We start from the raw sequence: 24,599 nt of genomic DNA, 5'->3' as shown, positions 1-24,599 counted from the left end.
GTGAAAGCATAACAATGCCGTCATCATTGTACACTGATTAAAATTGAATTAATACAATAGGAATTATGCCCGGATAGAATTACCCGAGAACAAACGAAAGGACAACCTGTACAAGGAATACAGATTGTTTACTACACCAAATCCGATTTAAATAGTTTGTTTAACATGGGGCAAAGATACATAGTAATTATCAAATATGCAAAAACTCTACTATAAACGCCATTCCATCATCCTTAAAACCTCAAACGGCCATATAATTTTTACTCTTCCGACAAGCTAAACTCCTTATTAGAGAATAATTCCGCCAAACCTGATATTTGCTTCAAACGCAATATTTCATCTCTGTCCATACCGATATTACGTTGTATCCAGGCATCCGACATGCCGCATTTGGAGAGCTCGGAGACGATATGACTCATTAGTTCAATATTGTGGGTACCACGTGCCCTGTTATGGCGGATGGTCGAAGCCATTCTGTTGGAGAGGTCTTTTTCGATGACAGTGACGGGGAGCAAGCCGCGTTCACGCTCATAGATACGTTTTGATGTCTTCATCACCATATAGCGGTGATAGCCGTCGACCAGTTCATAGATGTCTTCCTCCGGAATATAGTAGCATACACACGGGGAAGTAAACCCATCTTCCCAGATAGAGACTTCCAGCAATTTCATTTCCGGGGGTGCTACGACATTGGGGTTATAGCTGTTGGCTACCACCTTTTCCACAGGGACAGCCCTTACTTTGTACACAGGACTAGTATATTCCTCCATATAATTCAGAGTTATAAAGTTTTAATATGTCTTCCTTTTGTTTCCTCTCGTGAATATTCAGTGAGAAGCCCATATATTTACAATAGTAGTCATTCTTCAATATGCAGATACAGACACGCTTATAGGTTGGAAGTTCGCGGAATTCCGGAATATCGATATCATCCAGATATTCCATCCGAACCGGTTTCTTTACCGTCTTGTAATTTGTACGGCCTTCAACCCGTATCGGAATTCCTGCCTGTATCAGCTTCTCGATGGTGTTTTCTGCCAGGCAACCACCCTTCTCACGCCAGAATTTTATGCTGACGGAGAGTTTCTGCAAATACCCTTCCCGTGTCTTCTCCGGCAAGGTTCCCAATAGAAATTCCATATAAGACTTCCAGGTCATTCCCTGCGGCAATTTGACAGACTGCCATCCCAACGCGGAAGTGCCACCGTACAACCCGGCAAAACCGACTCCGTTGACACGCCCGATCATCTTTCCCCACATATCCGGATCTATTGCCCGGTATAATTTCAGGCTGGCTATGGCCTGGGAGATAAAAGGGCTTGCTACTCTCTGCATTTCCAACGGGACTCCTGCCTGATAAAACAAATCGTACAAGTGATTGTAATCCCAACCGAACCTACCGTTGGCAACCCATATATCTTTTGTTTTCCAATCGAATATAGGATAAGCATTATATATACGTGGTGCCAGCTGGTGAACCCATTTCAGCCGGCGGTAAGTCTGCACTTTATTCTTTATATGGATAGCGCGCCATCTGTTGAAACTTTCCTGTGTCCGTATCCCTATCAGGCAACAGGTGCGTCCGGCATCCTTTTTTTCATGCAACCATTCCGCAAACTTTAACTGAAACTGGTAATCCCACATATTCTCATCATAAAACGGGAAGTCCTCCACACAAAGCGAGTTTTCGGGCATCTTATTCACCCATAAATTCTGCAACTCTCTGTCCCACGGACGCCAGTAATTCTGGAACATCGAAGTACATGTAGGAACCTTAAAAGGGACGCACACCCGGTAGACCTCCAGGATGTCGGAATTGGAAGACAATACGCGGTCTACATAAGAAGTGGTTTCCCGGTACTGCACCTCATAGTCCATGTGAAAGACTCCCAGTTTCCGTTTCAGGCGGTGTTCGCGTATATAGTCAATACATAAATTCAGCAAAACACCACTGTCCTTACCTCCGGAAAAAGAGACGTATACGTTATCGAAGTCGGAAAATATCTTATCCAACCGAACTTGTACTGCTTCGTACACATTGAGTTTCTCTCTCATCATCACATCTATATTCCATTTTATTATATAGTTTCCATTCCTGAGTTACGAAAAAATGAGCTGAAGCAAAGAGCTCTTTATGCCGGGTATGGGCAACGGCCCGGACAACCGAAATATTCTTGAAATGTTCCAAAACAGCATCGATCAGGGATGCCAGTACCGCATTGTCCTCTCCTTTCACATAATAGTTATTAATAACGACACATGTACCTTTGATTTCAACGGGTATAAACCCTATCACCGTGTCTCTTTCCATAGCGACAAACCATAAATAATGTTTAGATGTTTTGAAAGGATAATTATTATTCTGTCGCAAAACGCTGCAACTCATAACTAGTGGAGCAACTAATTCATATAGCCTCGGGGCGATTCCGGATAACACTTCTATATTCATATTCCAAAGAGACTAAGATTATACAAATCCTTCGAAACACAAAAATAAACAAAATACTATACCAAAGGGTATTAACAGCTAATATTTTAACTTAAAATAAAGAGTTCACCCTTTAATTTTCAGGAGCAGCAGAAAACAGAGTAGATATCCCGCCCATATCATATATCACAAAAACTTTCTACTTTCAGACAACAAGAGCGAAGTTCCTATTGTTATTCAATAAGAAAAACAAAAAATAATGAGAAAAGCATTGAATATTATTATCCCTATCCTGGTTTGTTTCCTTGTAGGGCTTTCCGCCACCTATTTCCAGGCTGACGCAATAAAGAACTGGTATCCAACCCTTATCAAACCGGCGGTAACTCCTCCGAATATTGTTTTCCCGATTGCGTGGAGCATTATTTATGTATGCATGGGGTTATCCATCGGACTACTTATCAACTCGACCATAGAGCGAAGAAGGTTCTTCATCAAAGCATTTATCTTTCAGCTATTTTTCAATTTCACCTGGAGCATCAGTTTCTTTTATATCCAGAACCCGCTTATCGGATTTATCAATATCCTGTTGCTCGACATCTTCGTTATCAATTACACATTGAAGAGTTATCAGGTAAACAAAGCCAGCTCAATACTTTTCATACCATATTTAATATGGTTGTTGTTTGCAACTTATTTAAATGGGTATATATTGATGTATAACTAATCCAAATTATAAAGCTTCAGTTTATTATAAAGCGTTTTCCGGTCGATACCCAATAGTTGGGCGGCACGGGTTTTGTTGTTGCCGGATTCCTGGAGGGCGCGTTTGATGAGTTCGCATTCATGGGTTTCGTCTTTCAGGAGGATGCGGGTGTCTTTTTCCGGGGCTTCCGTCAGCTCTTCGGGGAGTTCACGACGGGTGATATACCGGCCGGTGGCCAGAAGGGTGGCATATTTGATGACATTCTTCATCTGACGCAGGTTACCCGGCCATGAATAAGACTGGAAAAGACGGATCGTCTCGTTATCAAAACCGATGATATCTTTCTGGAGCTCGGCATTCGCCTGGTCGAGGAAATTATTCGCGAAAAGCAACAAGTCTTCCTTCCGCTCTTTCAAATCCGGGATACGGACAGTAAACTCATTGATACGATGATAAAGATCCTCACGAAAATCACCTTTATCGATAGCTGTCCGCAGATTCTCGTTTGTGGCAGAGATCAACCGGACATTGATAGCTATCTCTTCATTTGTACCGATCGGCTTCACTTTACGTTCCTGCAAGGCACGAAGAAGTTGTACCTGCACTTCGTAGGTCAGGTTACCGATCTCATCCAGAAAGATCGTTCCTCCGTGAGCAGCCACAAAAGCACCGGTCTTATTATCTATCGCCCCGGTAAACGAACCTTTCACATGACCGAAAAACTCGGATGCCGCCAGATCTTTGGGGATCGCCCCACAGTCGACTGCAATAAACGGAGCCTTACTGCGATTACTCTGCTCATGGATACGACGGGCTATATATTCTTTCCCCGTCCCGCTCGCCCCGGTGATCAGTACCGACATATCCGTCGGGGCAACCAAGCGGACATGATCGAACAACTGACGGGCGGCAGGACTCTGTCCTTCAATATAAGTATTCCCTTCCGGCGATTTCTTTGCCGGAGTATGTTCTACCGCAGGCGTTTTCACCACCTCGCGAATCTTACTCAGCAACTCTTCCGGATTCAGGGGTTTGGCAATATAATCGGATGCTCCCAGCTTAATGGCCTGAACAGCGGTCTGTATCTCCGCATAGCTAGTCATCATGATCAAAGGCAAAGAGGCATATTTTTCCTTTACCCACTTCAACAAGTCGATCCCGTCACCGTCCGGTAAACGTAAATCCGACAAGATCAGGTCGTAGCTGACACTCTCAATCTGGCGTTTTGCATCCGAAACCGAGCTAAGTGCTTTTACCTCAAAACCTTTCTTTCCTAACCAGGTTGTGAGCATTAAAGAAAAAGTTATATCATCTTCAACAATAAGAACTGATAGCATACTTAATTATATTAAATCCTTACGCAAAGATATATATTTTAGGAATAAATCAGGAACAAATCCAGGTTGCTTTGCGCCAGGCTCCTTCGAACGGTCCCTGTTTATGATTCTTTAACCACCAATGGCAGAAGCCCAGCTGAAGGATAAACAGCACGATTCCCACCCCGAAACTAGCGGCAACGCCCAATTCGCTATACAGCGACAAACCATAACCGAAATAGATAAATGAACCTATAATAGACTGGCTCAGATAGTTAGTCAGACTCATTTTTCCATAGGGTACCAGTCCATGCAACACTTTGTGTCCTGAAACCTGTTGCCAAAGGAAAACAAAGACAGCCACCAGTACACACATAAATGCAAAATTACGGAAAGAGGAGAAAATCGTATTGAGCGGAGACAACATACTCTTATTTGTAAACAGATCGGGTAAAGCCTCCGTAAAATAATACAGAGGAATGAAGCAGACAGCACTGATCAGGAGCGTACGAAGCCAGAACTTCCGGTGACCGGACAGATCGACAAAGAATTGCCGACGTCCTATCAACATACCGATCAGGAACAGGGAAGCGGTCTGGAAGAAACGGCCATGTCCCCAACCCCATAACAGACTGAAAAGCTGTCCGTCCCACAGGTTCGACTTCACCATCGCCCAGAAGTCCGTCTGTCCCAGGAAGGGATACATATTTCTATGATGCACCAGCCATTGTCCCGGAGCAGCCACATAGTCGGGATTGTTCAGCGCATAAAGGAACTTTGCCCATTCTACAGGCTGAAGCATCAGGAGAATAGCCGTTATCAACACAGCTTTATCGCTCCATTTGCAAACCAGGGGCAGGATGACACCTACTATCGCATACAACACCAGGATATCACCGGGGAAGAATGCACCATTAAAACATCCGATCAGGAACAGCAGGAATAACCGCCACAGGAAACGCAGACGGAAGTCTTTCCCTTTCTTAGCCTGGTTATTATATTGTATGAAGAAACTAAATCCGAACAGTAGGGAGAAGATAGCATACGCTTTCCCGCCAAAGAGAAAAAACAACGTATCCCAAACACCTTCGTTCAACGACTTCATAAACTCAGTAGTCGCTTCGGGAAACTCATAGAAATTAAAATGTTCGATATTATGCAAAAACATAATCGCCATAACGGCAAAACCTCTTAGGGCGTCGACAACTTCAATGCGTGCCGACTTGAGTGGCATTTCGTGCTTCATGGTATAACTATTGGTCTTTTTTAATAATGGACGCAAAGTTAACAAACAAACTTACACCAAACAAAAAAAGCATCCCCAACAGATGCTTTTTTTGTTTTTGCAGACTTAATAGAATACTCAGAAATAATCTTTTCTTGTTTTAAACGGTTTAAATGTAGAAACGTCCACTTACGATTCTGATACTAGGAGTACGAAATTCATGCCAAAGTCCGCAAAAAAGCTTCGTTCATTTCATAAACTCTTATAACTTAACAGAGAAGAGAGATAAAATGTTCTGCAATAAAAAAATATAGGCGGAGATTATTGTGGAAAGAACGTACACAGGTGGGGATTTTTTCCACACACTTTTCCACAGTAATCCTCATCTATCCCCTATTCTCACCGCATCATCACCTTCCACCTCTCCCCGCTGCTCAGGCGAAGGATGTAGATACCGGACGGCAGATCACCGACACGGGTTTCACCGGGAGCGACAGGGATGCTGCGGTCGAGACGGCCGCTTATCGTAAAGATATATAAGGTAGCCGCACGATCCGTTTGCAAGCGGAAAGCATTGCGGAAGACCGTTAGCTGCGCACCGGCCGACAAGGATTCGTTGGCCACAGGAGTATCCTTTTCGATACCACTCACCGAAATGACCTGATCGGAAGAAAGGTCGGCGATTGTGTATCGGCCCGAAACATCCGGCTCAAGGATCGTGCCGTCGGAAAGAGTTACTACGGGATGCGACTGCTCGCGATACCCTTCATCGATAGTTAGCGAAAAGACAAAATCATTATCGGCATTCACGTAATAACGGCCTGCAGCAGGTGAAAAAGTGACACCTTCCGTTACAGGAAGAATAACGGTATAGATAACAGGCGTAGGATCGGGATCATCGGGAATGACCGGATCGTCAGGGTCTTCAGGCTCCGGCTCTGCCGTTAATGCAAAAGAAATGTCATTGTAGTTTTTTGTATGCCCTGCTATATCTGTAATTGTTAGCGTCATTGTATTGTCACCATTCTTACCTGCGACATTAAATGAAAGTTCCTGTGGAGCGTTATCGATCGTAACACTCTGGTTGTCGCCATTCAAGGTATAAGAATAGGAAGCTATCCCGCTACCATCGTCTTTTAGGGTGAAGGTAGCAGACAGATCAGAAGTCTGTGGCTTTTCATTAGCGAGATAAGGATCCTGTTTGTCAAGTTTCACTTCAATCGTTTTATTTGCAAACTCCTGCTTCTCTCCTAATTGACGCTGCAAATCATAGGTAATGATATGACAGCCATCTACATCACTATCCCAGGTAAAGTTATCTTCAAATGTTGTTGTACTTTTCAAGCTGGAACTGATAAAGGCTATTTTGAAACCTTCGGGGGCTGTAATGGTAACCATACCGGTATGCCAGCCGCCATACTCGGCCATACTACTTTTAGTGGCTGTTGCCTCGGCAACCTTGTCTCCTAAGATAGTGACTGAAACGTCCCCGGTGATAGTAAATGAATAGTTTCTATCGAAAGGAGCTTTAAGCTTGAAATCATTACCGGCAACGATTGTTGTTCCTTCAATGGTTAATGCTCCTTCAAATTCCGGCACATCCCCATTAACGGCATCTTCAACTTTATAAGTTGGTGTTTCGTCGGCATAGAGCTTCTGATCTTGATCTGGTATTACTTGTAAGGCTTTCTTGTTAATAATGAATGTAGCTTCCTGATCGTCTGCTTTGTAATGGGAGTCGTCACCGGCATAGCTTGCTATAACCTTATAATCGCCTGCATATATTGGTGCACCACCTGTTGCATCTGCACCACTGTTTTCAGCTGTTGTTTCAGAATAAGAACCTAAGATATCTTTAATCAGATAGCTTAATGCTGCATCTGTTATTTTGCTGTTGTTGGCTTTGTCCATTACATCCGGCGCAGTTATACTGATTGCTTTACCCGAATAGGTAAAGTTGCTTATTGTAGGGAATGCGTTAATTTCTGTCGAACTCATATTGCTTTTCCAATTGGCGTATGCATCAACAGGAGCTGAAATGGTCATAATCGGAGTACCATCAGTTGCCTTGGTATACCATCCATCAAAAGCATAGCCTTTAGGAGAAAAAATTGGATCAGAAAGTTTTTTTCCGCTTTCTATATATTGTATTTCTTCACTAGGAGCATCTTCATAATTCAAATAGCAAGTAACGGCAAAGCCTTCTTTAACACCATTATTGGGTGAAGTTCCTTCTATCTTTCCAGGCCCTACATATTCTTTTAACTTTGTATTTAATATTGTTCCATTATTAGTAATCGTTCCGCCGGAGCTATTACTGATTGTTCCTATATTAACCAGCGTAACTCCCAGATTAATCGTAAGCGTTTGTGAAGTATTAATAACAAGAGTTTTTCCTTCGGGTATTACAGCGTCTGTGGAAAGAGTTGGGCTACCGTATATTGAGCCGTCGTTATCTTCAAAGATGATGCCTTTCCAGTTCGAGTCTTTTCCAGATTTGTCGCTGATGCTGCTTGCGACAATAAAGGCATTACCATTTGAGCCGGTAGAAAAAGTGGCTCCTGATCCATAATCCCCATCTCCGATACCAGCTCCACCATAATCTCCTCCTGTTGCTGTTACTGTTCCTGCACCAATACTAATAGTTCCACCAGAACAATCGCTACCACCACCTATACCTGCTCCAAACTCTCCTCCCGTTGCATTTACTATTCCACCATTAATAACAATAGACTTTCCTGCTCCACCGCCACCTCCACCGATACCAGCTCCCAATACGCCTCCGATTGCATTTACTTTCCCTCCATTAATAGTAATAGAACCTCCAGAACCATCACTTCCTCCCCCAATACCTGCACCAGTAGCTCCACCTTTTGCATTCACAATTCCATCATTAATAATAATAGTACCACCACTACCTCCATAACCTCCTCCTATTCCAGCACTACCTCCGCGGTCATCATCAATTCCACCGATAGCAGATATAACACCTCCATTAATAGTAATAACTCCTTTATAATTGCCACCACTAGAACCGCCTATTCCTGCTCCTGACTCACCTCCATATGCAGTTACACTTCCACTTTCAATCGTTATTTTCCCTGTTGTACCTTGAGATATACCTATTCCAGGCCAAGACTCTGCACCTTGAGCCTCCAACAGACCAAGAACACTCCCTGTCTCTCCATTCTGTATTACCAACTCATTCCCATCTCCCTGCGGCGCCCAAAGGCCGGGACATTGTCCTGATGCATGCGTTGTTGATAAAACATTCTTTCCTTTTAACATCACTGTCACCTTCTTGGCATCTTTGGCTGATAGAGGGCATTGGTATGCTTTGGTAAGATATATATTTACATTATCTAATATGATAGTAACTTCCTTTCCAGCTGCAACATTTATTACAGCCTTTTTTGTTCCATTTATATCTTGGCCAGGGGTTGCACTTGACGGATATGTACCTGCAAATGTATATGTTCCATCATTATCAATTGTAACTCCTTCAGAGTTTTCTGGTAACGATAAATCAATAGTTTCACCATCCCCCCAAGCTAACACAGGGAGAAGAAATAAAAGTAATGTTGTAAAAATCAAGTTTTTGTGTATCATTGTAATGTATTTATTAATTATCAATTACGATCTTTTATCTCTACTTTAACAGAGTCTTTATAGAACTATGATAGTTAAGGATATTCAACAATTTTCCCAATCCGACAGATTAAGGGTTATTCACTTTTTCTCATTCATTCTTATTAACATTGATTAAAAATTATAATACAATAGTCACAACAGCTAAGCACTATTTTTCAGCCGATGAAATATCTTTATCAATTTATCGCCATTGTTTTCATATCCCGTAAATAATTGCTTATATTTGCATTAATAAACAATTCGTTTACGACTGAAAGGTTTATATTGCAGTAGGTTCTTATGGTATTTGACGTAATTTTACCACATTATTGATAGGATTTTCGGTCTAAAAAGACTACCAAAAGATACCTGTATTCTATCTGTAGAATTATTGTATTTTATTATGTTTTTTATTTCCGCATAAAGTGGTGACAATTTGTCTGTTTAGCTGAATGGAAATATACAGTATCTGAGATACCATAGTTCTATAAAGACTCTGTCATTAATTCCCCTTCATAAAAACCGCAATCCTCCGGCAATGCATTGCGATTGTAGCCGCTCTTCGCATCTTGTCCGTTCAGAAATAAATAACCTATCTTTGTTCGTCAGAAATCATTTTTTAAAGCTTACACGAAATATACACGATAAACTGACTTAGGCAAGCCGGCGTCGTAGGTTAGTAGTGCTGCCGATCCGGCACAGGCAGGCCACGACGGTAGCACAGTAGTGCCGGAAAGCCGTTGCGACGAAGTGAAAACAGACACCTTAAATAATTAATATTTTACAATATGCACATACCAGACCGCCCTCCCGTTAACCAACAAAGAATATGCAACGTAAACAAAAAAGAATCATTTCCGCCAAAGAAGCGGAGTCGTTTATACAATTCCGGAAATACCTGGAACATCAAACCGACAGATCAAAAGCCCTATACAATATGGCAACCTATCTTTTAAGCAAAGACACACTGACAGACAGACAGTTGGCCTTCAAAAACAGCTTTTTCGCCACTTTTGCCCGCGAACTGGCCGGGCCGTGCGGATGCAGTGAGGTGGTACCCGACCATCTGCGGATCAATAACCCTTCGAAAACGCAATTCCTGATCGAACTGATGCTTGCACTACATTCCAAAAACCTGCTGGGCGACATGCCCGTCACACGACTTGCACGGATACTGGTTTGCTCCATCGATACGGGCTATACGCAGAGCGGCATGGTCAACCGCCTGAGAAATCCTTTGCCGGAGTTTGACTTCGTACGCGACGCCGTCAACTCCCTGAACAAAACAATGAAAGAAGACAAATAATATACACCCGGGAGAGGCGGTTTGTGTATTTTTTTACCGGCCGGATTTCCCGGATTTGTATGAAAATGAAGGCGCGATCGACAGGGTTGCACTGTCTATCAAGACCTTAACGGCTCAGAAAATAGTTATACGCCGGTAGGTCTCCGAGATGTAATTTTGTAATCAGAAAAACGGGAACGTTCTCCCCTGTATTATATATATAATATTATATATAAGGAAAAGCGTCAGTGAGATCGTCCGGCAAGGCTCGCAAGGGTAGCGAAAACAGGCCGGGCAAGAGGTTAAGACAGAACCGGTTACAAGGACAAAATGGTGTCAGGGAGACTGTCAGTGAGATCGTCTGCAATTATTTGTTAAATTCTTACATAAAACGAGTTATTATGAAAACAACTGAAAACAAAACACTTAGTTTTTTCTCAAAAGGGTTTACAAAAGTGCCTAATGAGATTTTAGGCAAGGTCTATTCCGAGCAGCCATGCACCCGTATGTATGGTTTCCTGTATCTCTGCCTGCTGTATCATGCCAGTTTCCGCGACCGCGATGCGATGATCAATGCACAGACGGTGCCTTGCCGCCGGGGCGAGTGGGTGACCTGTTACCGCATCATCGAACAGAAAACAAATATCTCGCGTTCGTGCCTGAGGGAGCTGCTGGAAACGCTGGTGGAAGACGGGTTGATCAGCATCCGGCGGTTTGCACGTTTCACGGTAATCACGATCATCGGGTACGACAGCTGGTTCAAGATCCCCGTCTCTTCCACCCCCGCTCCTGCCGGCCCTCCGTCCCCCCTCCGCCAGGGGGAAGTGTTCATACCGGTGTATACGCGGTTAATGGAGAATTAGAAAATATTAAAAACAAATCATCATGAAACAACAACAAGAACCTCCTATTCCATCCGTCCCATCTGTTTCTCCTGCCCCCTCTTCCGCCCAACCGGCGGCGGTGGAGATGGAGCTGGCGGTGATTATGGCGGTGATCATGCAAAGCGGGGCCATTGCCGATGTGGCACAACGGCTCCTGCCGGATATGTTTACCGATGGCAACTACCGGCTGGTCTACCGCGCCATGACCGCCCTCTTCGACCGCGAGGCGGACATCGATATGCTGAGTATCGAAAACGAAATGCGGACGCTCGAACCCGAACAGGCGGAAAGGCTGGGCGGCCTCTCCTTCATCGCCGACCATCTGCTGACGGTGCGCAACGCGGCACATATCCGTACCTATGCCGCTGCGGTGGTGCGCTGCTGGGTGCTCCGCCGGATGTGTGCCGACCTGAAGGAATATGCCGTGAAGGCACACGAGCCGGCGGTCGATGTGGTGTCACTGCTGGGGAGCATCCACAAGGGGATGCAGAAACTCGAGGAGCATTTTGCCGTGTCGAGCACCACCCGGGCGGCAGGCGAAGTGAGCCGGCAGGTGCTCGACACGATCTACCGCGAACAGGAACTGCAGGCCGCAGGCGAGATGCAGCAGCTGACCACCGGGATCGACGAGTTCGACCGCTGCCTGGGCGGACTCTACCGGGGCGAACAGCTGGTGCTGGCCGGACGTCCCTCGATGGGTAAAACGGCTCTGGCCCTGCATATGGCTCTCGGGGCGGCACGACAGGGAAAGCGGGTCTGCTTCTTCAGCCTCGAGATGACCGAACGGCAGCTGATCAGCCGCCTGCTCTGTATGATCAGCGGCGTGGAGCCCGACAAGCTCAGGTTCAAGCAACTGACGGCGGCCGACCGCACGAAGCTGGATGCCGCCGGCCGCGAACTGGAACGTCTGCCGCTCTTCCTGAACTATTGCAGCGGCTGTTCGTTCGAGGAGATACGCGCCAAGACGATGGCGTTGCACCGCCGCTTGCCGCTCGACCTGGTAGAGGTAGACTATCTCAACCTGGTGCAGGTGCCGACGGCCGGCCGGGGCGACGTGAAGGACACGATGGATCTGGCGCTGGGCGACATATGCCGCCGGCTGAAGAACCTGATCATGGAGGCCGACGTGGCGGGTATCGTGCTGGCACAGCTCAACCGCAACTGCGAGGCGCGTACCGACCATGTCCCGGTGATGAGCGACCTGCGCAACTCGGGTGAGATCGAACAGATAGCCGACAGTATCGCTTTCGTGTACCGCCCGGAGCAGTACCGCGAGTATTACGACAAGCAGACGAAAGAGGATATGCGGGGCGTAGGCCAGCTCTTCGTCGCCAAAAACCGCAACGGGTCGACAGGCGAGATCCGCTTCCGGTACAACAAGAGCCTGACACAGATTTATGCATACAAGTGATGTTTTTCAATGAATAATTAATAAGGAATAATTAACAATGAATACTCAACAGATTAAGGCAGCCAACCCGATAGAGACGGTGGCTGCACGTTATGCCACCTTGCACCGTGCAGGGGCGAATTATAAGATGCTTTGTCCGTTTCACGACGACCACCATCCTTCTCTCTCGCTGCATGTGGCGGGACAGTATTTCAAATGCCATGCCTGCGGGGCCGGAGGCGATGTGATCGGGCTGGTGATGGGGCTCGAGAAATGTTCGTTTGCGGAGGCGGTGAAGAAGTTGGGGGGAGACAGCTGCCAGCACGACACGACAAACAACTGTGCGACAAAGAGTACCCCTTCCCCTCTCGAGAGGGGGCAGGGGGTGTGTCACAGCCATCCCGAAAAGCTATCCACCGAACAGCAAGCTTTCCTCCGCTCTCTCCTTCCCGCCGCATCCGGCCACAGCGAATTGTCGCCTACCTGGATCGACTTCGGTGTCGGCGTTGCCCCGGCCTTCGTTCCCGATGCCTTCCGTGCCATGCGCAGCCGTCTCATCTTCCCGATACGGGACGAGACGGGGCGGCTGACCGGTTTCGGTGCACGGCGCATCGACGGGAAAAACGGCGCCCCCTCCGACTCCTCCCCGAAATATATCAATACGGCTAACAACGGGCTGTTCGACAAAAGCCGCACGCTCTACGGCATCGACCGGGCAGCCGGGGCTATCCGTGAGGCCGGCTTCGTCTTCGTGGTGGAGGGCTACAAGGATGTGCTGGCCATGCATGCCGCCGGCTACCGCCACACGGTAGGCCTCTGCGGTACGGCGCTGACCGACGAGCAGGCGGAGATCCTCGCGCGCCATACCGCCTGCCTGCACCTCCTGCTCGACGGCGACGGCCCGGGACGCAATGCTGCCACGAAGATTGCCGGCGAGCGCAGGAACCGGTTCGCCATGCGCCTCTCTTTCATCCCTTCCGGCGAAGATCCCGACGAGCTGTTCCGCCGGCTGGGTAAAGCGGATTTCCGCACCTATCTCCGCTACCTCACCACGCCAGGACAGCTCTGTGCACGCCGTCTGCTGGCCTGGTGCCTCGACCATCGGGCCACCGCCCCGCTACTGGAACGGATGATGGAAACAGACGATATGCCGTTTGCCGACAGCGATTACAGGGATATGCTGCATTTCCTGGCGCTCCGCCCTGCAGAGGAGTTGTCGGGCTGCCCGGAGGAGTTGCAGGTGCTGGCCGGTTTCCTCCGCTCGCTGGCTGCCGTCCTCTTCCCTCCGCCACCCGACCTCGCGGGAGTACCGGAAGGAATGTACGACGGGGGGATCCCTCTTGCGCCCGAAACGATACTCCGGATACTCCTCACCGAATACTACGAAGAAAGAGTCATCAGCGAAGCCCGTACCCTGCGCAGCCGTCTTTCCCGGACGCCGCCTGCTCTCCGCCCGCCCCTTCTCCACTCCCTCCACCACCACTTCCACCTCCTCTCCGCCCTCACCCGCGAAGCGGAACGAACGCCGGCAGTGGAGGAAAGATGGTTCTGAAAGTGTTTCCGTCTCCGGCGAAAAACAGTTTCCGAATTTGCTTTTCTGTGAAATATATCGTTACTTTGTGAAAAAGGTAGTACAATGAACAGACTTAAAATTGTACATAAGATTAAAGAGATTGTGCACCGTATAGCTCCACGGGCAGAAGTCATTCTGTACGGATCGGAAGCGAGAGGAGAAGCTCGTTCCGATTCGGACATAGATATTCTCATCCTGATAGACAAAGATCGTCTATCTTATCAGGATATAACCTCCATCACTTATCCTTTATACGATCTGGAACTATCTGAGAACGTCAGTATCAGCCCCTTGGTCTACACGCGTAAACAATGGGAAAACAGACCTTTCAAGACTCCTTTTTATATAAATGTAATGAATGAAGGGATCAGGTTATGAGACAACAAATGGATGAAGAAAGCATACAGGCACTCGTCTCATACCGCATGAAACGGGCAAAAGAGACATTACATGAAGCGGATATCCTGATTAAGGACAACTGTTATAATGCGGCTGTAAACAGGCTTTATTATGCTTGCTATTATGCTGTTATAGCTTTGTTAGTAAAAAATCATATCACAGCACAGACTCATGATGGCGTAAAACAGATGTTCGGAATGCATTTTGTCCTAACAGGTAAGATCGACCGTAGATACTCTCGCTTCTACAGCCAGTTATTTAACGACAGGATGAGTGGCGATTATGACGATTTCCTGTTCTACGATGAAGATATGCTCTCCGAATTACGTCCCTTGTCAGAAGAATTCATTACAGTTATCGAAAATATAATATAGAACCCAAACAACCCCGAATCTTCCCGTACATCGGCCGACAAACCCGAACCGGCACGCTGCCGCCTGTCGTAGTTTTGTAATGTAATATTACAACAGACAACACAGGTATTCACTATTAAAACTTATTGGATTATGGCAGTAAAATATCGTTTGGTCCAACGAAAGGACATGAGTAAGGATGCAGCACCGGATGCCAAGTTATTTTTTGCGGTGAGTAGTTCCACTGGTATGTGCGACACTACCCAATTGTGTGAAATCATTGCCGACCGTTCGGCGGCTACCCCGGGTGATGTGAAGCTGGTGCTCGACGGGATACTCTACGTTTTGAAACAGAAACTGCCCGACGGGCAGACCGTACAGGTAGGCGACCTGGGTTATTTCCAAGCGATACTGGGAAGCAAGGGGGCAGATACCGAAAAGGATTTTTCCGCTACGCTGATCAAGCGTCGCCACATCCTCTTCCGCCCCGGCAAACAGCTGGTGCAGCTGGCGCAGAACCTCAAGACGGAGCGCTACTCCACCGATACGCCTGCCACCCCACCCACAGGCGGCGGTGGCGAAGACGACAGGCCCGTGATCGAATAGTCAAGGCTCCCCCAGGTGGTCGACAATGCAGGCCACCTGACGGGGAGTCAACACTTTCCTTCCCGGCCGCCAGCCACAAGCCGTCAGCCGGGCGGTCAGTTCGCCACTCAGTTTGATCCAGCGCCGCAACTGCACGGAAGCACATTCGGGCTTACTGTCGGGGAAATACTTCAGGGCCAGCTCCTGATACCCCCACGCACGTTCGATCTTTCGTTTTTCGTCAGTCATAACTCATCGTTTTTTGCTTGTTTATTAGTCATAAATATACGAATAACCTATCACATAAGCAAGCGAAATAACAGCTATCTTCAGTTAACAATCAAGGTTTACACCACAAAAACATGACAAAACAAGAATTCATTGGCCTTTACCTCTCCGATGCAGAAGAGGCAGGCCGCATCTACCACATCTACCCCGTTGTTATCCTGGCACAGGCAGCCATCGAGTCCGGCTGGGGAGAGAGCAGGCTGGCCAAAGAGCATCACAATCTGTTCGGCATCACCGGCTATGGTCGGAGCAACGAGTACTGGCACGGCTGCAAAGTGGAGCTGAGCGAAGGCGGACTCTGTTTCCGTAAATACCGCACGACCCGCGAAAGCATTTTCGACTTCGCCCGCCTGATCCGCACCGCCTACCCTACGGCTGCCAACGTCAGCCGGAAACCTGCCTCCTATGCCTCCGAAATTGCCTACAGCCGCTATATCAGCGAGGTGAACGGCGATAACCGGGTGGCCTACCGCCGGCTGTTGTTCAGCATCACCATCAGCCTGCAACGTCTTATCGAAGTAAATAATTATAAACGTATTAATCTATCGGAAGCCTTATGTCAACACTAAAAGTTATTTTCGATTTCATCCTTTCCGTCGTGAAGGTATTCTTTCCCGGAAAGAACAACGGGAGGCACAGCCATCCGGATCACCCCGTTCCTGAGTGTCATTGCCCTGATCGCCCTGCTCCTGAGGGAGACGGAAGTAGCCCTGGCAGCAGTGGGAGCCATCCTGTCGATAGCGAAACCGGCGAAACGACCGCCGAAACGGAAGACGCCCCCGAACCCGACCAACCGGTAGCCGCCGACCGATCCGGCAGGCTGATGGGACAGGCACTGATCCTCGTAGCTATTGCCGGTTATCTATATAAGATGGTACATTATTGAGGATGGAACGGACGGAAGCGATCACTTCCCCGAGCCGCGCCTCCCATTCATCGGCCGGCAGGGTAACGGCGTTTTTCTCGATCGTCCGCAAAGTGTCGACCAATGAAGTGGCGCCAAGCATAGTGAACAGAGGGATCATCTTATGGGATATTTTCGCAGATTGTTCACGGTTGCCCTCCTGCAAAGCTGCTTCCAGCAGCGCATTGCTCTTGCCCGTTTCCTCGACAAAGGTGTTCAGGATCGATGCGGAGGCTTCCTTATCTTCACCGGCAAATGCGGTCAGCGAGTCGAAATTGAATTCCGCCGTTACTTCGATCTCCGTCGAAAGCAGCTTATTCAGCAAAGTGATCAGCTGGCGGGCCGTAAACGGCTTGTTCAGGAAACCGGTAAAGCCGGACTCCAGGTAATGGGTATGCTCATTCTCCACGCTGGCGGAGAGGGCGATTACCGGAATCGTATCCGTTCCCGGCATATAAGAAGAACGTATGCGGGAAAGCAGTTCGAAGCCGTCCATGCCGGGCATCTGTATATCCGTGATAACAGCATCGAAGGTATTTTTCTCCAACAGGCCGAGAACGGAGAACGGGTCGGTACAACAAAGCACCTCGACATGGTTCTGCCGCAAGTATTCTTCGGTAAGGGCCAGTTGCAGCGGATCGTCGTCCACCAGCAGGCAATACACGTCGCGTCCCGAAAAGACAGGGGGAAGAGACTCCGCTGCCTCTTCTTCTTTTTCCGGCGCCGGAAGAACCTGCACGTCCGCCACCGTTACAGGAAGCTCGATCGTGAAATCACATCCTTTTCCGACGACGCTCTTCAGAGAAAGGGAGCCACCCATCAGCACCGTCATCTTGCGGGTGATGGATAATCCGAGTCCGAAGCCCTCCGCCTTTTCACTGACCGAAAGGCGGGTAAACTCTCCGAAAATACGTTCCTGTTCTGCCTCCGGAATACCGGGGCCCGAGTCGCTTACAATGACATTCAGCTGCGCACTGTTGTCTGCCCCGGGACGAACGGACACGACCATCACCACCCTTCCTTCGGGGGTAAACTTGATGGCATTCGACAACAGGTTGCCTACCACCTGGCGGATACGGATCGGGTCGCCGACATACAATTTATCAACGCTATCCCCCTTCAGATTGAGGACAAACTCCAATGATTTCGATTCGGCAATCGGACGGAAGCTGGTATAAATCTCATTAAACAACGTAGACACGCTGAACGGCACCCGCTGTATCTCTATCTGCCCGGATTCAAGGCGATGGAAATCCAACAGGTCGTTGACCAGCGAAAGGATATGGCCGGCCGAACCGGACATGTTTTCCAGATAATATTGCTGCCTTTCGTCGGGATGTCTCCGCATCAGCAGGTCTATATACCCGATGATGGACGAGAGCGGGGCACGGATATCGTGGCTGATCGTCAGCATCATCTTCTCCCGGCTATGAAGCAGGTCTTCGGCATATTGCTTGGCTTTCTCCAGCTGGATACGGTAATATTTACTTTTGGAAATATCGCGGGTAATCATAAAAATAAAGACGATCAGCACAACGACCGCGACAATGGCAATGCCGGCAATCGATCGGGATGTCTCACGCAACAGCTCCTGTTTGCTCTGCATACGTTCGATCGAGGCGTTCACCTCCTCCTCTTCTATATCACGCAGAATCTGGTTGATCTTACTGGTCACCACACTATTATTATAGCGCAGGTTGGCCGCCCGGTCGAGCAGCTGTTCCACCAGCAACTTACGCTGTCCGGCCACACTGTCCTGCAGGCTTTTCAGCACACTGACGATAGTGTCGGAAGGGTTGTAGGCCGTCACCAACGTATCGGTCACGACCTGGCGGGTGGTATTGACAATGATACTGGTATCTGCCTTGCCCGGCGAAAAAGCATCGGCCAGGCGGCGGAAGAATCCTTTAGGCCTTTTAGGAGAAAAAACAGTGTCTTGCTTGACAACGACATGCTCTTTGATCTCTTTCTGTTCGATGATCGTATCTTGTTCGGCTATGACCTTTTCTATATTGACTGTATACAGGTGCTCCACATTGGTCTCTTTCCAGGTTTCGAGCAGGCGTTTCGTATTCAAGCGTTTCCGCCTGAGCAGCATATCGATCGTATCGATCTTCAGCAGCTGGACGGAGTCGGTGATCAGCACCCGCAGGGAATCCATGTTGCGATGTGCCTTGTTCAGCGTCCTGTTAAAATGGTTCACGTCGTTCTGGGGCATGCCGACAAGCTGTCCCATCGCCTCGCTTTCGTAAAGGAGCGATAAGGTATTCGTTACGAGATAGACTTTCTGGCGGGCTTTGTTGTCCGGTTCCTCTTCGCCTGCCACCTGCTCTATGATCTGGTAGATGTAGACAACCGAGCATACTGCTATTGCAACCAACAGCAAATATCCCATAATTACCTTGAGGGTGATATGTCCACTTTGTTCAGCCATGAAACAAAGATAAAAGTTTGTTGCGGAATATCAATCTTTATCGTACACAATACCCCATTTATCGAGCATGACGAAGTCGGCTTTCTTCAGTCCGATCTTCCAGAAAGGAACAGGGTCGTCATGATCTCCAAGGTACATACGGTCGCGAACGGTAAAAGCGGAGTTCGACACGGCCAGTGTCGAATCGGCTACCGGAGTATGTACTCCGGCAATATCGAGCACGGTATGGAACACGCTGTTCGTGCTGACCGGCAAGGTACTGTGAGCAATCGCTGTCTGGTATTTCTCCGGATAGGCTTCACGATAGGCTTCCGAGAACCAGATGATATACGGTATATGCAGCTGATAATAGGTCGGGATCGGAGACGCATGCAGATAACGGGCACGGCTGTCGTCGAAAATATCTTCGCCGTGATCGCTCAGGTAAAGCATCGACACGCAGGCGTTCGTCCTGGCCAGCATATCGGCGATCTCTCCCAACACGTAATCGGTATAATGGATCGAATTATCGTATGCGTTGCGCAACTGCGTCTTATAAGAAGCACGTATACCTTCCGCCTTGTCGGGCGTGTGGAAGGCAAACTCTTTCGGGTAACGTTCGTGATAGTTGAAATGCGATCCGTACGTATGGATCACAAAGAAAAGGTTTCCGTCCGTCTTATCCAGTTCCTTTTGCAGGTAAGGGAGCAATGCCCCGTCATGCAAGGAGGTCAGATAAGCGGAGCCTGTTTTGAACTGGCTCATGTCGATAAAGGTATCGGCCTCCCGGTAAAAAGCACCGATCATCGAGGTATTGAGGTTCTGATTAGCGATCACAACCGTATGGAAACCGGCTTCCTTAAAAGCCGTCACGATACTTTTCTCATCGTAGATAACCCCGTAGTCTTCCGCACTGGCGGCAGACAGGATGATAGGGACGCTCTTATGGGTATTGTTCGACTGGGTGACTACATCCGTGAAATGCACCAAGCCGTCGAGCTTCTCCATACGGGGAGTCGTTTTCCGCTCGTAACCATACAGGCTCCATTCCATAGCGCGCGAAGTCTCACCCACTACCAGCACATAGATCTCACGCTTGCCTTCGGCCTGTACAGGTTTCGTGGCATTGAAGGTAAAATCGGATGAAGTGATATGGTAATTGCTGTTCTTCTCCGCTTTATTGATCGCAAAGTAAAGGTTGTAAAGCGCATTTGCAGGATAGAAATCATCCTTCAATGAAACATTATGTCCCTGTATCGGGGCCAGCAGGCAAAGAATGATCCCGACCACAAAAACACCCAGGCTTCTGATAGCCCATTTCCTGCGGAACGGGTTGTCCAGCTTCTCCTTCATCCGGATAGACCAGGTTGCCAGCAGCAACGTAGGCAGGGTATACAGGAAAAAGACACCGATAATGACCAGGAAGATATTTCCCAGCAGCTCGCTGGCTTCGGAGGCTGTCGAACTGGTCAGGTTCAGGAACATATCTACCGCAATAACCGATTCGCCGAAAAGATGAAGAAGGACAAGCTGTCCGCCGTCGAGAATCACTTTAGGCAACAGGCACCATACGACAATCCCGGGTTTACGCGCCAGCAAAAGCAAAGCGACCCAGAAAGCATAGGGTAATATTAAAGAGGCAATTCCTACCGTAATAGGCAAAGGCTCCGTGAAAAGAAACACACAATTAGGAATGATAAACAACAGCGCAAACAGAAACAGTAAATGCTTCTGGGAAGTAAACCAATCCCTCAACTTAATAAAATAACTCATCGATGTAGTGTATATACCTGAAAAAACAACTATTCTTTTATTCGCCGCCCGGATTAATCACCGGGCGAACGGCAAAAGTAGGTGTTATTCAGCACATAGTCATACAAACCTGATACAAAAAAAGTTATTTCATTGATATTAAAATAGTATTTTAATAAAGTTACACGTCAAGATTAGCAAAAGATATGCTAATTTATCACCGTACAGTCACTTCATCCAGGAAGAACCAGGCCGGATAACCGACGCCGTAATGCCAGGACGGACAGATTTTTACTCCTTCTATCTCTACCTTTATATAACGGGCAGTTACAGGTGAAGGTTTCTCGCATTTCACGCCGACAAATTTCACCTGCACGGAACGGTCTTCCGGTAAACTCTTTTCACCGAACGGCTGCCAGGTATTGTTGTCGGAAGAGACTGAGTAAGTCACTTTCTTAGGTAACAATATCCATTGGCCTAGCTGATGGAGGAAATCACTCTCGATCGAAGTGAACGGGATTTCTTTACCCAGATCCAGAACAAATGCTCCGTCGATGCCTTCCCAGCCGACCCAGCTTTCCACAAAAGTGGTTCCGCCGAACAGTTCGTCAGTCAGGGCAGTTTCCCCCAATGCCTTATACTTTCCGGTCGGCTCCTGCAACCAGATCACCTTGGCTCCTTTTGCCAGGTTAGCGGCTTTGCCGGGCAAATACCGTTCGGCATACAGTTTACAATATTCGCCGGGAGGGTTGTTGCGCTCATTGAGAGTAGGGATTCCATACTCACGGGTACGTTCGTCGAACAGGGCCAGTTGTTTTTTTACCTCGTTCAGATCGTGATTGCCTTCTGCGCGGGCAATCTCCAGATCGGCATATTGAAGCGGAAGACGAGCCAGGCGTACACGTTTCAGCAGAGTAGGATCAGCCGCAACAGCTTCTTCAGCCTGGTCGAAAAGCATATTATAACGCTTACGGCAGTTGGTGTTGAGCATTCCATCTTTGTGTGACACAGGCGAGTCGTATATCCAGAGACGCTGCTTACTGGCCAACAATCCCCCTTCCAGCAGTTTCTCATATTGATAAATATAGGGAGAAGCCGCCCCATAATAACCATCCATAAACGCACGCATCAGCGAGTCGGTATTCTGGTAAGGATTCCACATCAGCTTGCTGACCATATAGGCTCGCATTTCCGGGAAATCGCCGCCTTTGGAACCTCCGATCTGCGAGAAATGCATCGTGGCATGATGTTCCTTAAAGAGCTGGATATTCTTTTGCAGGATCGGGAAGTTGGGGAACGGGGAAATATAGTTGTCGAAGTTGATGCCATAGTCCCACACAAATATATTATTGCTGATAGCCGACCAGCCTTCCATCGCTTTCATGAAATCCTGTCCGGAAGCATTGTCCGTCAAAGGGACTTCGCGGTCGCAATCGATATCGCAAAGCATAATATTGACATTCGGCAACGGCTTCACATGCTTGGGCGGATGCATCGTATACAGATAGGCCAACGTAGAGAACTCCTTATCCGGGAAACGTTCGGCCAGCTTGTTCAGGAAATGGATCAGACTGCCGGTAGGGCCTCCCTCCTGCTCGTCGAGTGCCTTACATTCCGGGCAGCTACAGTTCGTATGGTTACCGTCGTTCTGGCTGACGGAGATCATGTTCTTACCGGGGTTCGCCTTGAAGATAGAGTCGATCTTCTGTGCCACCAGTTCGAAAAGCTCCGGATTAGTCAGACACCACTGGCTGGCTTTTCCGGGACGGCGTTCGCCATTGATAAAGGAATAATATTCCGGATGAGCGGCACCATATACGTCGGAAGGTAGAATACGGTCGAAGGTATGTACCCACATGCCGCCGGCAAAAACTTCAGACGGTTCTTCAAAACGGAACCATTGTTTATAAACCGGATCTTCACGCATGGCATAACATTGGCTCTGGCGGTAACGGAAAGCCGGGTTCTCCGCCCGGTTCAGCTCCGGGATCACTACCGTCGGGCGCTCTGTCAGCGTATAGGCATTCGCCCCGTAATAAGAAACACCCAGATAGTCTTCCAACAGAGTGACTACGCCATAAATATTGCCTTTATCCCCTCCGCTGCTGATATACACGATGCCATTGTCTGTTTGCAGGCGGAATCCGTCCTCCGTCAGGCCGGACACATCTTTCTTACCGATCACGATGTCTCCTTTACGGGGGGGCTTATCGGTCAGTACCGGCAACGTGGCACTGCTTATCCGTTTTAAAAAGTCCTGGAGAAGAAGGGCTGCCTGGTTATCCACCTCCACACCTTTTTCCACCAGAATACGGGAGACCGGCTTGCTGTCTTTTACCACTGTCACCTGCGCATCGAGGCAAGGGGCAACCAGTAAAAGGGATAAAGTACATAGATTTAAGATTCTCATAATTGAATTTGTTTAGAAGTTAAGTGAAGTATATTATATGTGTAATCCGAAAGAGCTTATAGTTTCTGAATGATACCTATAAACTCCTCGTTCGTGATATCGAACTCCGGCTCCTTATAATTGACATAATTTTCGAAATAGTCGCTGGCAATGTCGGCTACGATTTCTTTCCCGTCCAGCCCGTAGGAAGTGATTAACGTTTCCAGTCTGCTTTTTACCTGGCGGATCACCTGCAGGCGGTCTTCATACCGCTCCGGCTTTTCCTGATCTGTTATATGTTCGTTGCGGATAATAAGATATACAACGGTATAAAACTTGTCCATATCACCGAACACCGGGACGAATAATGCTTTTTTATCTTCCGGCAGCGCGGCCAGAAACTCCTGTATCTTTGTCATTTGATCTTTTTTTATTGATAGAATCTATGACAAAGATAAAAAATATTATTACAGCCCCGCGCCATTGTATAAAGGAAACTGTTAACTTTACGGCATTGGAACAAATATGTTTTACATAACATAATTTAAAAACTCAACGATTATGCTTAAGAGAGAAAAAAGTATTGAACTGCTAAACAAAGCAGTAGCCGATGAAATGACAGCTGTTAACCAGTACATGTATTTCCATTTCCGCCTGGATGATATGGGATACGACCTGTTGTCAAGCCTTTTCAAACGTACAGCCATCACTGAAATGATGCATGTGGAACGCCTTGCAGAACGTATCCTGTTCCTGAAGGGTGAAGTAGAAATGAAATGTTCAGGCCCGGTAGAAAAGATTCACGACGTAAAAGCGATGCTTGAAAAAGCAGCTCAGATGGAAACCGGTAGTGTAGACGATTATAACGCATGGGCAAACGAATGTGCTCAACATGCCGACTCTGCCACCAAGAAAGTTTTCGAAGGTCTGGTTATTGAAGAAGAAGGCCATCTGGATCAGTTCGAAACAGAAATTGAAAACATGGAAAACTTCGGAGCGAATTATCTGGCCCTGCAATCTATCGAACGCAGCAAGATCATTTCTGCCGGCGGAACTCCTGCAGAATAATGACTAAAAAATAA

Annotated in this window: 23 protein-coding genes; 12 read left to right on the top strand and 11 right to left on the bottom strand. The window is 47.7% G+C overall.

Translation table 11 applies throughout. From position 1 onward, the window contains the following. Nucleotides 1-260: 260 nt before the first annotated feature. From HMPREF1536_RS18420 to HMPREF1536_RS18410, 3 genes are read right to left on the bottom strand one after another with little or no spacing between them, the layout of a single operon-like run. On the bottom strand, nucleotides 261-770 hold the full coding sequence (locus HMPREF1536_RS18420) for an IbrB-like domain-containing protein (RefSeq protein ID WP_007659314.1): 510 nt from the start codon (nucleotides 768-770) through the stop codon (nucleotides 261-263). Further along, on the bottom strand, nucleotides 754-2,058 hold the full coding sequence (locus HMPREF1536_RS18415; RefSeq protein ID WP_081693367.1) for a DUF3440 domain-containing protein: 1,305 nt from the start codon (nucleotides 2,056-2,058) through the stop codon (nucleotides 754-756). The genes HMPREF1536_RS18420 and HMPREF1536_RS18415 overlap by 17 nt, the downstream gene beginning before the upstream one ends. Further along, nucleotides 2,006-2,311 carry a hypothetical protein gene (locus HMPREF1536_RS18410; protein ID WP_225608020.1) on the bottom strand — a complete coding sequence of 102 codons (306 nt, stop codon included), beginning with the start codon at nucleotides 2,309-2,311 and terminating at the stop codon, nucleotides 2,006-2,008. The genes HMPREF1536_RS18415 and HMPREF1536_RS18410 overlap by 53 nt, the downstream gene beginning before the upstream one ends. A 376-nt stretch (nucleotides 2,312-2,687) precedes the next feature. Here HMPREF1536_RS18410 and HMPREF1536_RS18405 point away from each other — a divergent pair, with 376 nt between their 5' ends. Then, entirely contained in the window at nucleotides 2,688-3,152 is a 465-nt protein-coding gene (locus HMPREF1536_RS18405) for a TspO/MBR family protein (RefSeq protein WP_028728786.1), read from the top strand. On the opposite strand, the gene HMPREF1536_RS18400 is transcribed toward HMPREF1536_RS18405, so the two are convergent. From HMPREF1536_RS18400 to HMPREF1536_RS18390, 3 genes are all read right to left on the bottom strand, one after another. Next, the gene (locus HMPREF1536_RS18400) at nucleotides 3,149-4,468 is read right to left on the bottom strand and encodes a sigma-54-dependent transcriptional regulator (protein ID WP_028728785.1); all 1,320 of its coding nucleotides are present in this window, start codon (nucleotides 4,466-4,468) and stop codon (nucleotides 3,149-3,151) included. The genes HMPREF1536_RS18405 and HMPREF1536_RS18400 overlap by 4 nt on opposite strands. A gap of 49 nt (nucleotides 4,469-4,517) precedes the next feature. Next, the gene (locus HMPREF1536_RS18395; protein ID WP_028728784.1) at nucleotides 4,518-5,693 is read right to left on the bottom strand and encodes a DUF418 domain-containing protein; all 1,176 of its coding nucleotides are present in this window, start codon (nucleotides 5,691-5,693) and stop codon (nucleotides 4,518-4,520) included. Between the two features lie 378 nt (nucleotides 5,694-6,071). Further along, complete coding sequence (locus HMPREF1536_RS18390; protein WP_167331513.1) at nucleotides 6,072-8,960, bottom strand: hypothetical protein; 2,889 nt, start codon at nucleotides 8,958-8,960, stop codon at nucleotides 6,072-6,074. A 79-nt stretch (nucleotides 8,961-9,039) separates the two neighbouring features. On the opposite strand from HMPREF1536_RS18390, the gene HMPREF1536_RS28200 reads away from it, so the two are divergent. The 8 genes from HMPREF1536_RS28200 to HMPREF1536_RS18355 all read left to right on the top strand — a co-directional run bounded on the left by HMPREF1536_RS28200 (nucleotide 9,040) and on the right by HMPREF1536_RS18355 (nucleotide 15,792). Further along, the gene (locus tag HMPREF1536_RS28200; RefSeq protein ID WP_150115635.1) at nucleotides 9,040-9,330 is read left to right on the top strand and encodes a hypothetical protein; all 291 of its coding nucleotides are present in this window, start codon (nucleotides 9,040-9,042) and stop codon (nucleotides 9,328-9,330) included. An 801-nt stretch (nucleotides 9,331-10,131) separates the two neighbouring features. Beyond that, nucleotides 10,132-10,608 carry a hypothetical protein gene (locus tag HMPREF1536_RS18385; RefSeq protein WP_028728782.1) on the top strand — a complete coding sequence of 159 codons (477 nt, stop codon included), beginning with the start codon at nucleotides 10,132-10,134 and terminating at the stop codon, nucleotides 10,606-10,608. A 380-nt stretch (nucleotides 10,609-10,988) separates the two neighbouring features. Then, nucleotides 10,989-11,450 (top strand): hypothetical protein, encoded by a 462-nt coding sequence (locus HMPREF1536_RS18380; RefSeq protein WP_052349870.1) that lies wholly within the window; start codon nucleotides 10,989-10,991, stop codon nucleotides 11,448-11,450. Nucleotides 11,451-11,472: 22 nt separating this feature from the next. Next, complete coding sequence (locus tag HMPREF1536_RS18375) at nucleotides 11,473-12,882, top strand: replicative DNA helicase (protein WP_028728781.1); 1,410 nt, start codon at nucleotides 11,473-11,475, stop codon at nucleotides 12,880-12,882. A 37-nt stretch (nucleotides 12,883-12,919) separates the two neighbouring features. Further along, the gene (locus HMPREF1536_RS18370; protein WP_028728780.1) at nucleotides 12,920-14,413 is read left to right on the top strand and encodes a CHC2 zinc finger domain-containing protein; all 1,494 of its coding nucleotides are present in this window, start codon (nucleotides 12,920-12,922) and stop codon (nucleotides 14,411-14,413) included. 54 nt (nucleotides 14,414-14,467) lie between these two features. Then, the gene (locus HMPREF1536_RS18365) at nucleotides 14,468-14,812 is read left to right on the top strand and encodes a nucleotidyltransferase domain-containing protein (RefSeq protein WP_374938065.1); all 345 of its coding nucleotides are present in this window, start codon (nucleotides 14,468-14,470) and stop codon (nucleotides 14,810-14,812) included. Next, complete coding sequence (locus HMPREF1536_RS18360; protein WP_028728778.1) at nucleotides 14,809-15,207, top strand: HEPN domain-containing protein; 399 nt, start codon at nucleotides 14,809-14,811, stop codon at nucleotides 15,205-15,207. Before HMPREF1536_RS18365 ends, HMPREF1536_RS18360 begins: the two co-directional genes overlap by 4 nt. A 132-nt stretch (nucleotides 15,208-15,339) precedes the next feature. Continuing rightward, nucleotides 15,340-15,792 carry an HU family DNA-binding protein gene (locus HMPREF1536_RS18355; protein WP_028728777.1) on the top strand — a complete coding sequence of 151 codons (453 nt, stop codon included), beginning with the start codon at nucleotides 15,340-15,342 and terminating at the stop codon, nucleotides 15,790-15,792. Here the strand turns inward: HMPREF1536_RS18355 and HMPREF1536_RS18350 are convergent, their stop codons facing one another. Beyond that, the gene (locus HMPREF1536_RS18350; protein WP_028728776.1) at nucleotides 15,793-16,020 is read right to left on the bottom strand and encodes a DUF4248 domain-containing protein; all 228 of its coding nucleotides are present in this window, start codon (nucleotides 16,018-16,020) and stop codon (nucleotides 15,793-15,795) included. Between the two features lie 113 nt (nucleotides 16,021-16,133). Here HMPREF1536_RS18350 and HMPREF1536_RS18345 point away from each other — a divergent pair, with 113 nt between their 5' ends. Together HMPREF1536_RS18345 and HMPREF1536_RS18340 are read left to right on the top strand one after the other, a co-directional pair. After that, on the top strand, nucleotides 16,134-16,628 hold the full coding sequence (locus tag HMPREF1536_RS18345; protein ID WP_044192828.1) for a glucosaminidase domain-containing protein: 495 nt from the start codon (nucleotides 16,134-16,136) through the stop codon (nucleotides 16,626-16,628). Next, nucleotides 16,616-16,945 carry a hypothetical protein gene (locus HMPREF1536_RS18340; RefSeq protein ID WP_028728775.1) on the top strand — a complete coding sequence of 110 codons (330 nt, stop codon included), beginning with the start codon at nucleotides 16,616-16,618 and terminating at the stop codon, nucleotides 16,943-16,945. The genes HMPREF1536_RS18345 and HMPREF1536_RS18340 overlap by 13 nt, the downstream gene beginning before the upstream one ends. On the opposite strand, the gene HMPREF1536_RS18335 is transcribed toward HMPREF1536_RS18340, so the two are convergent. The 4 genes from HMPREF1536_RS18335 to HMPREF1536_RS18320 form a co-directional block, all read right to left on the bottom strand. Beyond that, the gene (locus tag HMPREF1536_RS18335; RefSeq protein WP_028728774.1) at nucleotides 16,908-19,397 is read right to left on the bottom strand and encodes a hybrid sensor histidine kinase/response regulator; all 2,490 of its coding nucleotides are present in this window, start codon (nucleotides 19,395-19,397) and stop codon (nucleotides 16,908-16,910) included. The two genes, HMPREF1536_RS18340 and HMPREF1536_RS18335, sit on opposite strands and share 38 nt — an antisense overlap. Nucleotides 19,398-19,427: 30 nt before the next feature. Next, the gene (locus tag HMPREF1536_RS18330) at nucleotides 19,428-21,149 is read right to left on the bottom strand and encodes a phosphoethanolamine transferase family protein (RefSeq protein WP_028728773.1); all 1,722 of its coding nucleotides are present in this window, start codon (nucleotides 21,147-21,149) and stop codon (nucleotides 19,428-19,430) included. Nucleotides 21,150-21,345: 196 nt separating this feature from the next. Then, nucleotides 21,346-23,538 (bottom strand): DUF4838 domain-containing protein, encoded by a 2,193-nt coding sequence (locus tag HMPREF1536_RS18325; protein ID WP_028728772.1) that lies wholly within the window; start codon nucleotides 23,536-23,538, stop codon nucleotides 21,346-21,348. A gap of 56 nt (nucleotides 23,539-23,594) precedes the next feature. Beyond that, nucleotides 23,595-23,936, bottom strand: a complete 342-nt coding sequence (locus HMPREF1536_RS18320) for a hypothetical protein (RefSeq protein WP_028728771.1) — start codon at nucleotides 23,934-23,936, stop codon at nucleotides 23,595-23,597. A gap of 142 nt (nucleotides 23,937-24,078) precedes the next feature. On the opposite strand from HMPREF1536_RS18320, the gene HMPREF1536_RS18315 reads away from it, so the two are divergent. Then, entirely contained in the window at nucleotides 24,079-24,585 is a 507-nt protein-coding gene (locus HMPREF1536_RS18315; RefSeq protein WP_028728770.1) for a ferritin-like domain-containing protein, read from the top strand. The last annotated feature ends 14 nt before the right edge of the window (nucleotides 24,586-24,599 follow it).

Origin of the sequence: Parabacteroides gordonii MS-1 = DSM 23371, assembly GCF_000969825.1 — a bacterium.
Taxonomy (GTDB): domain Bacteria; phylum Bacteroidota; class Bacteroidia; order Bacteroidales; family Tannerellaceae; genus Parabacteroides; species Parabacteroides gordonii.
This window is presented reverse-complemented; position numbering and strand designations above follow the sequence as displayed.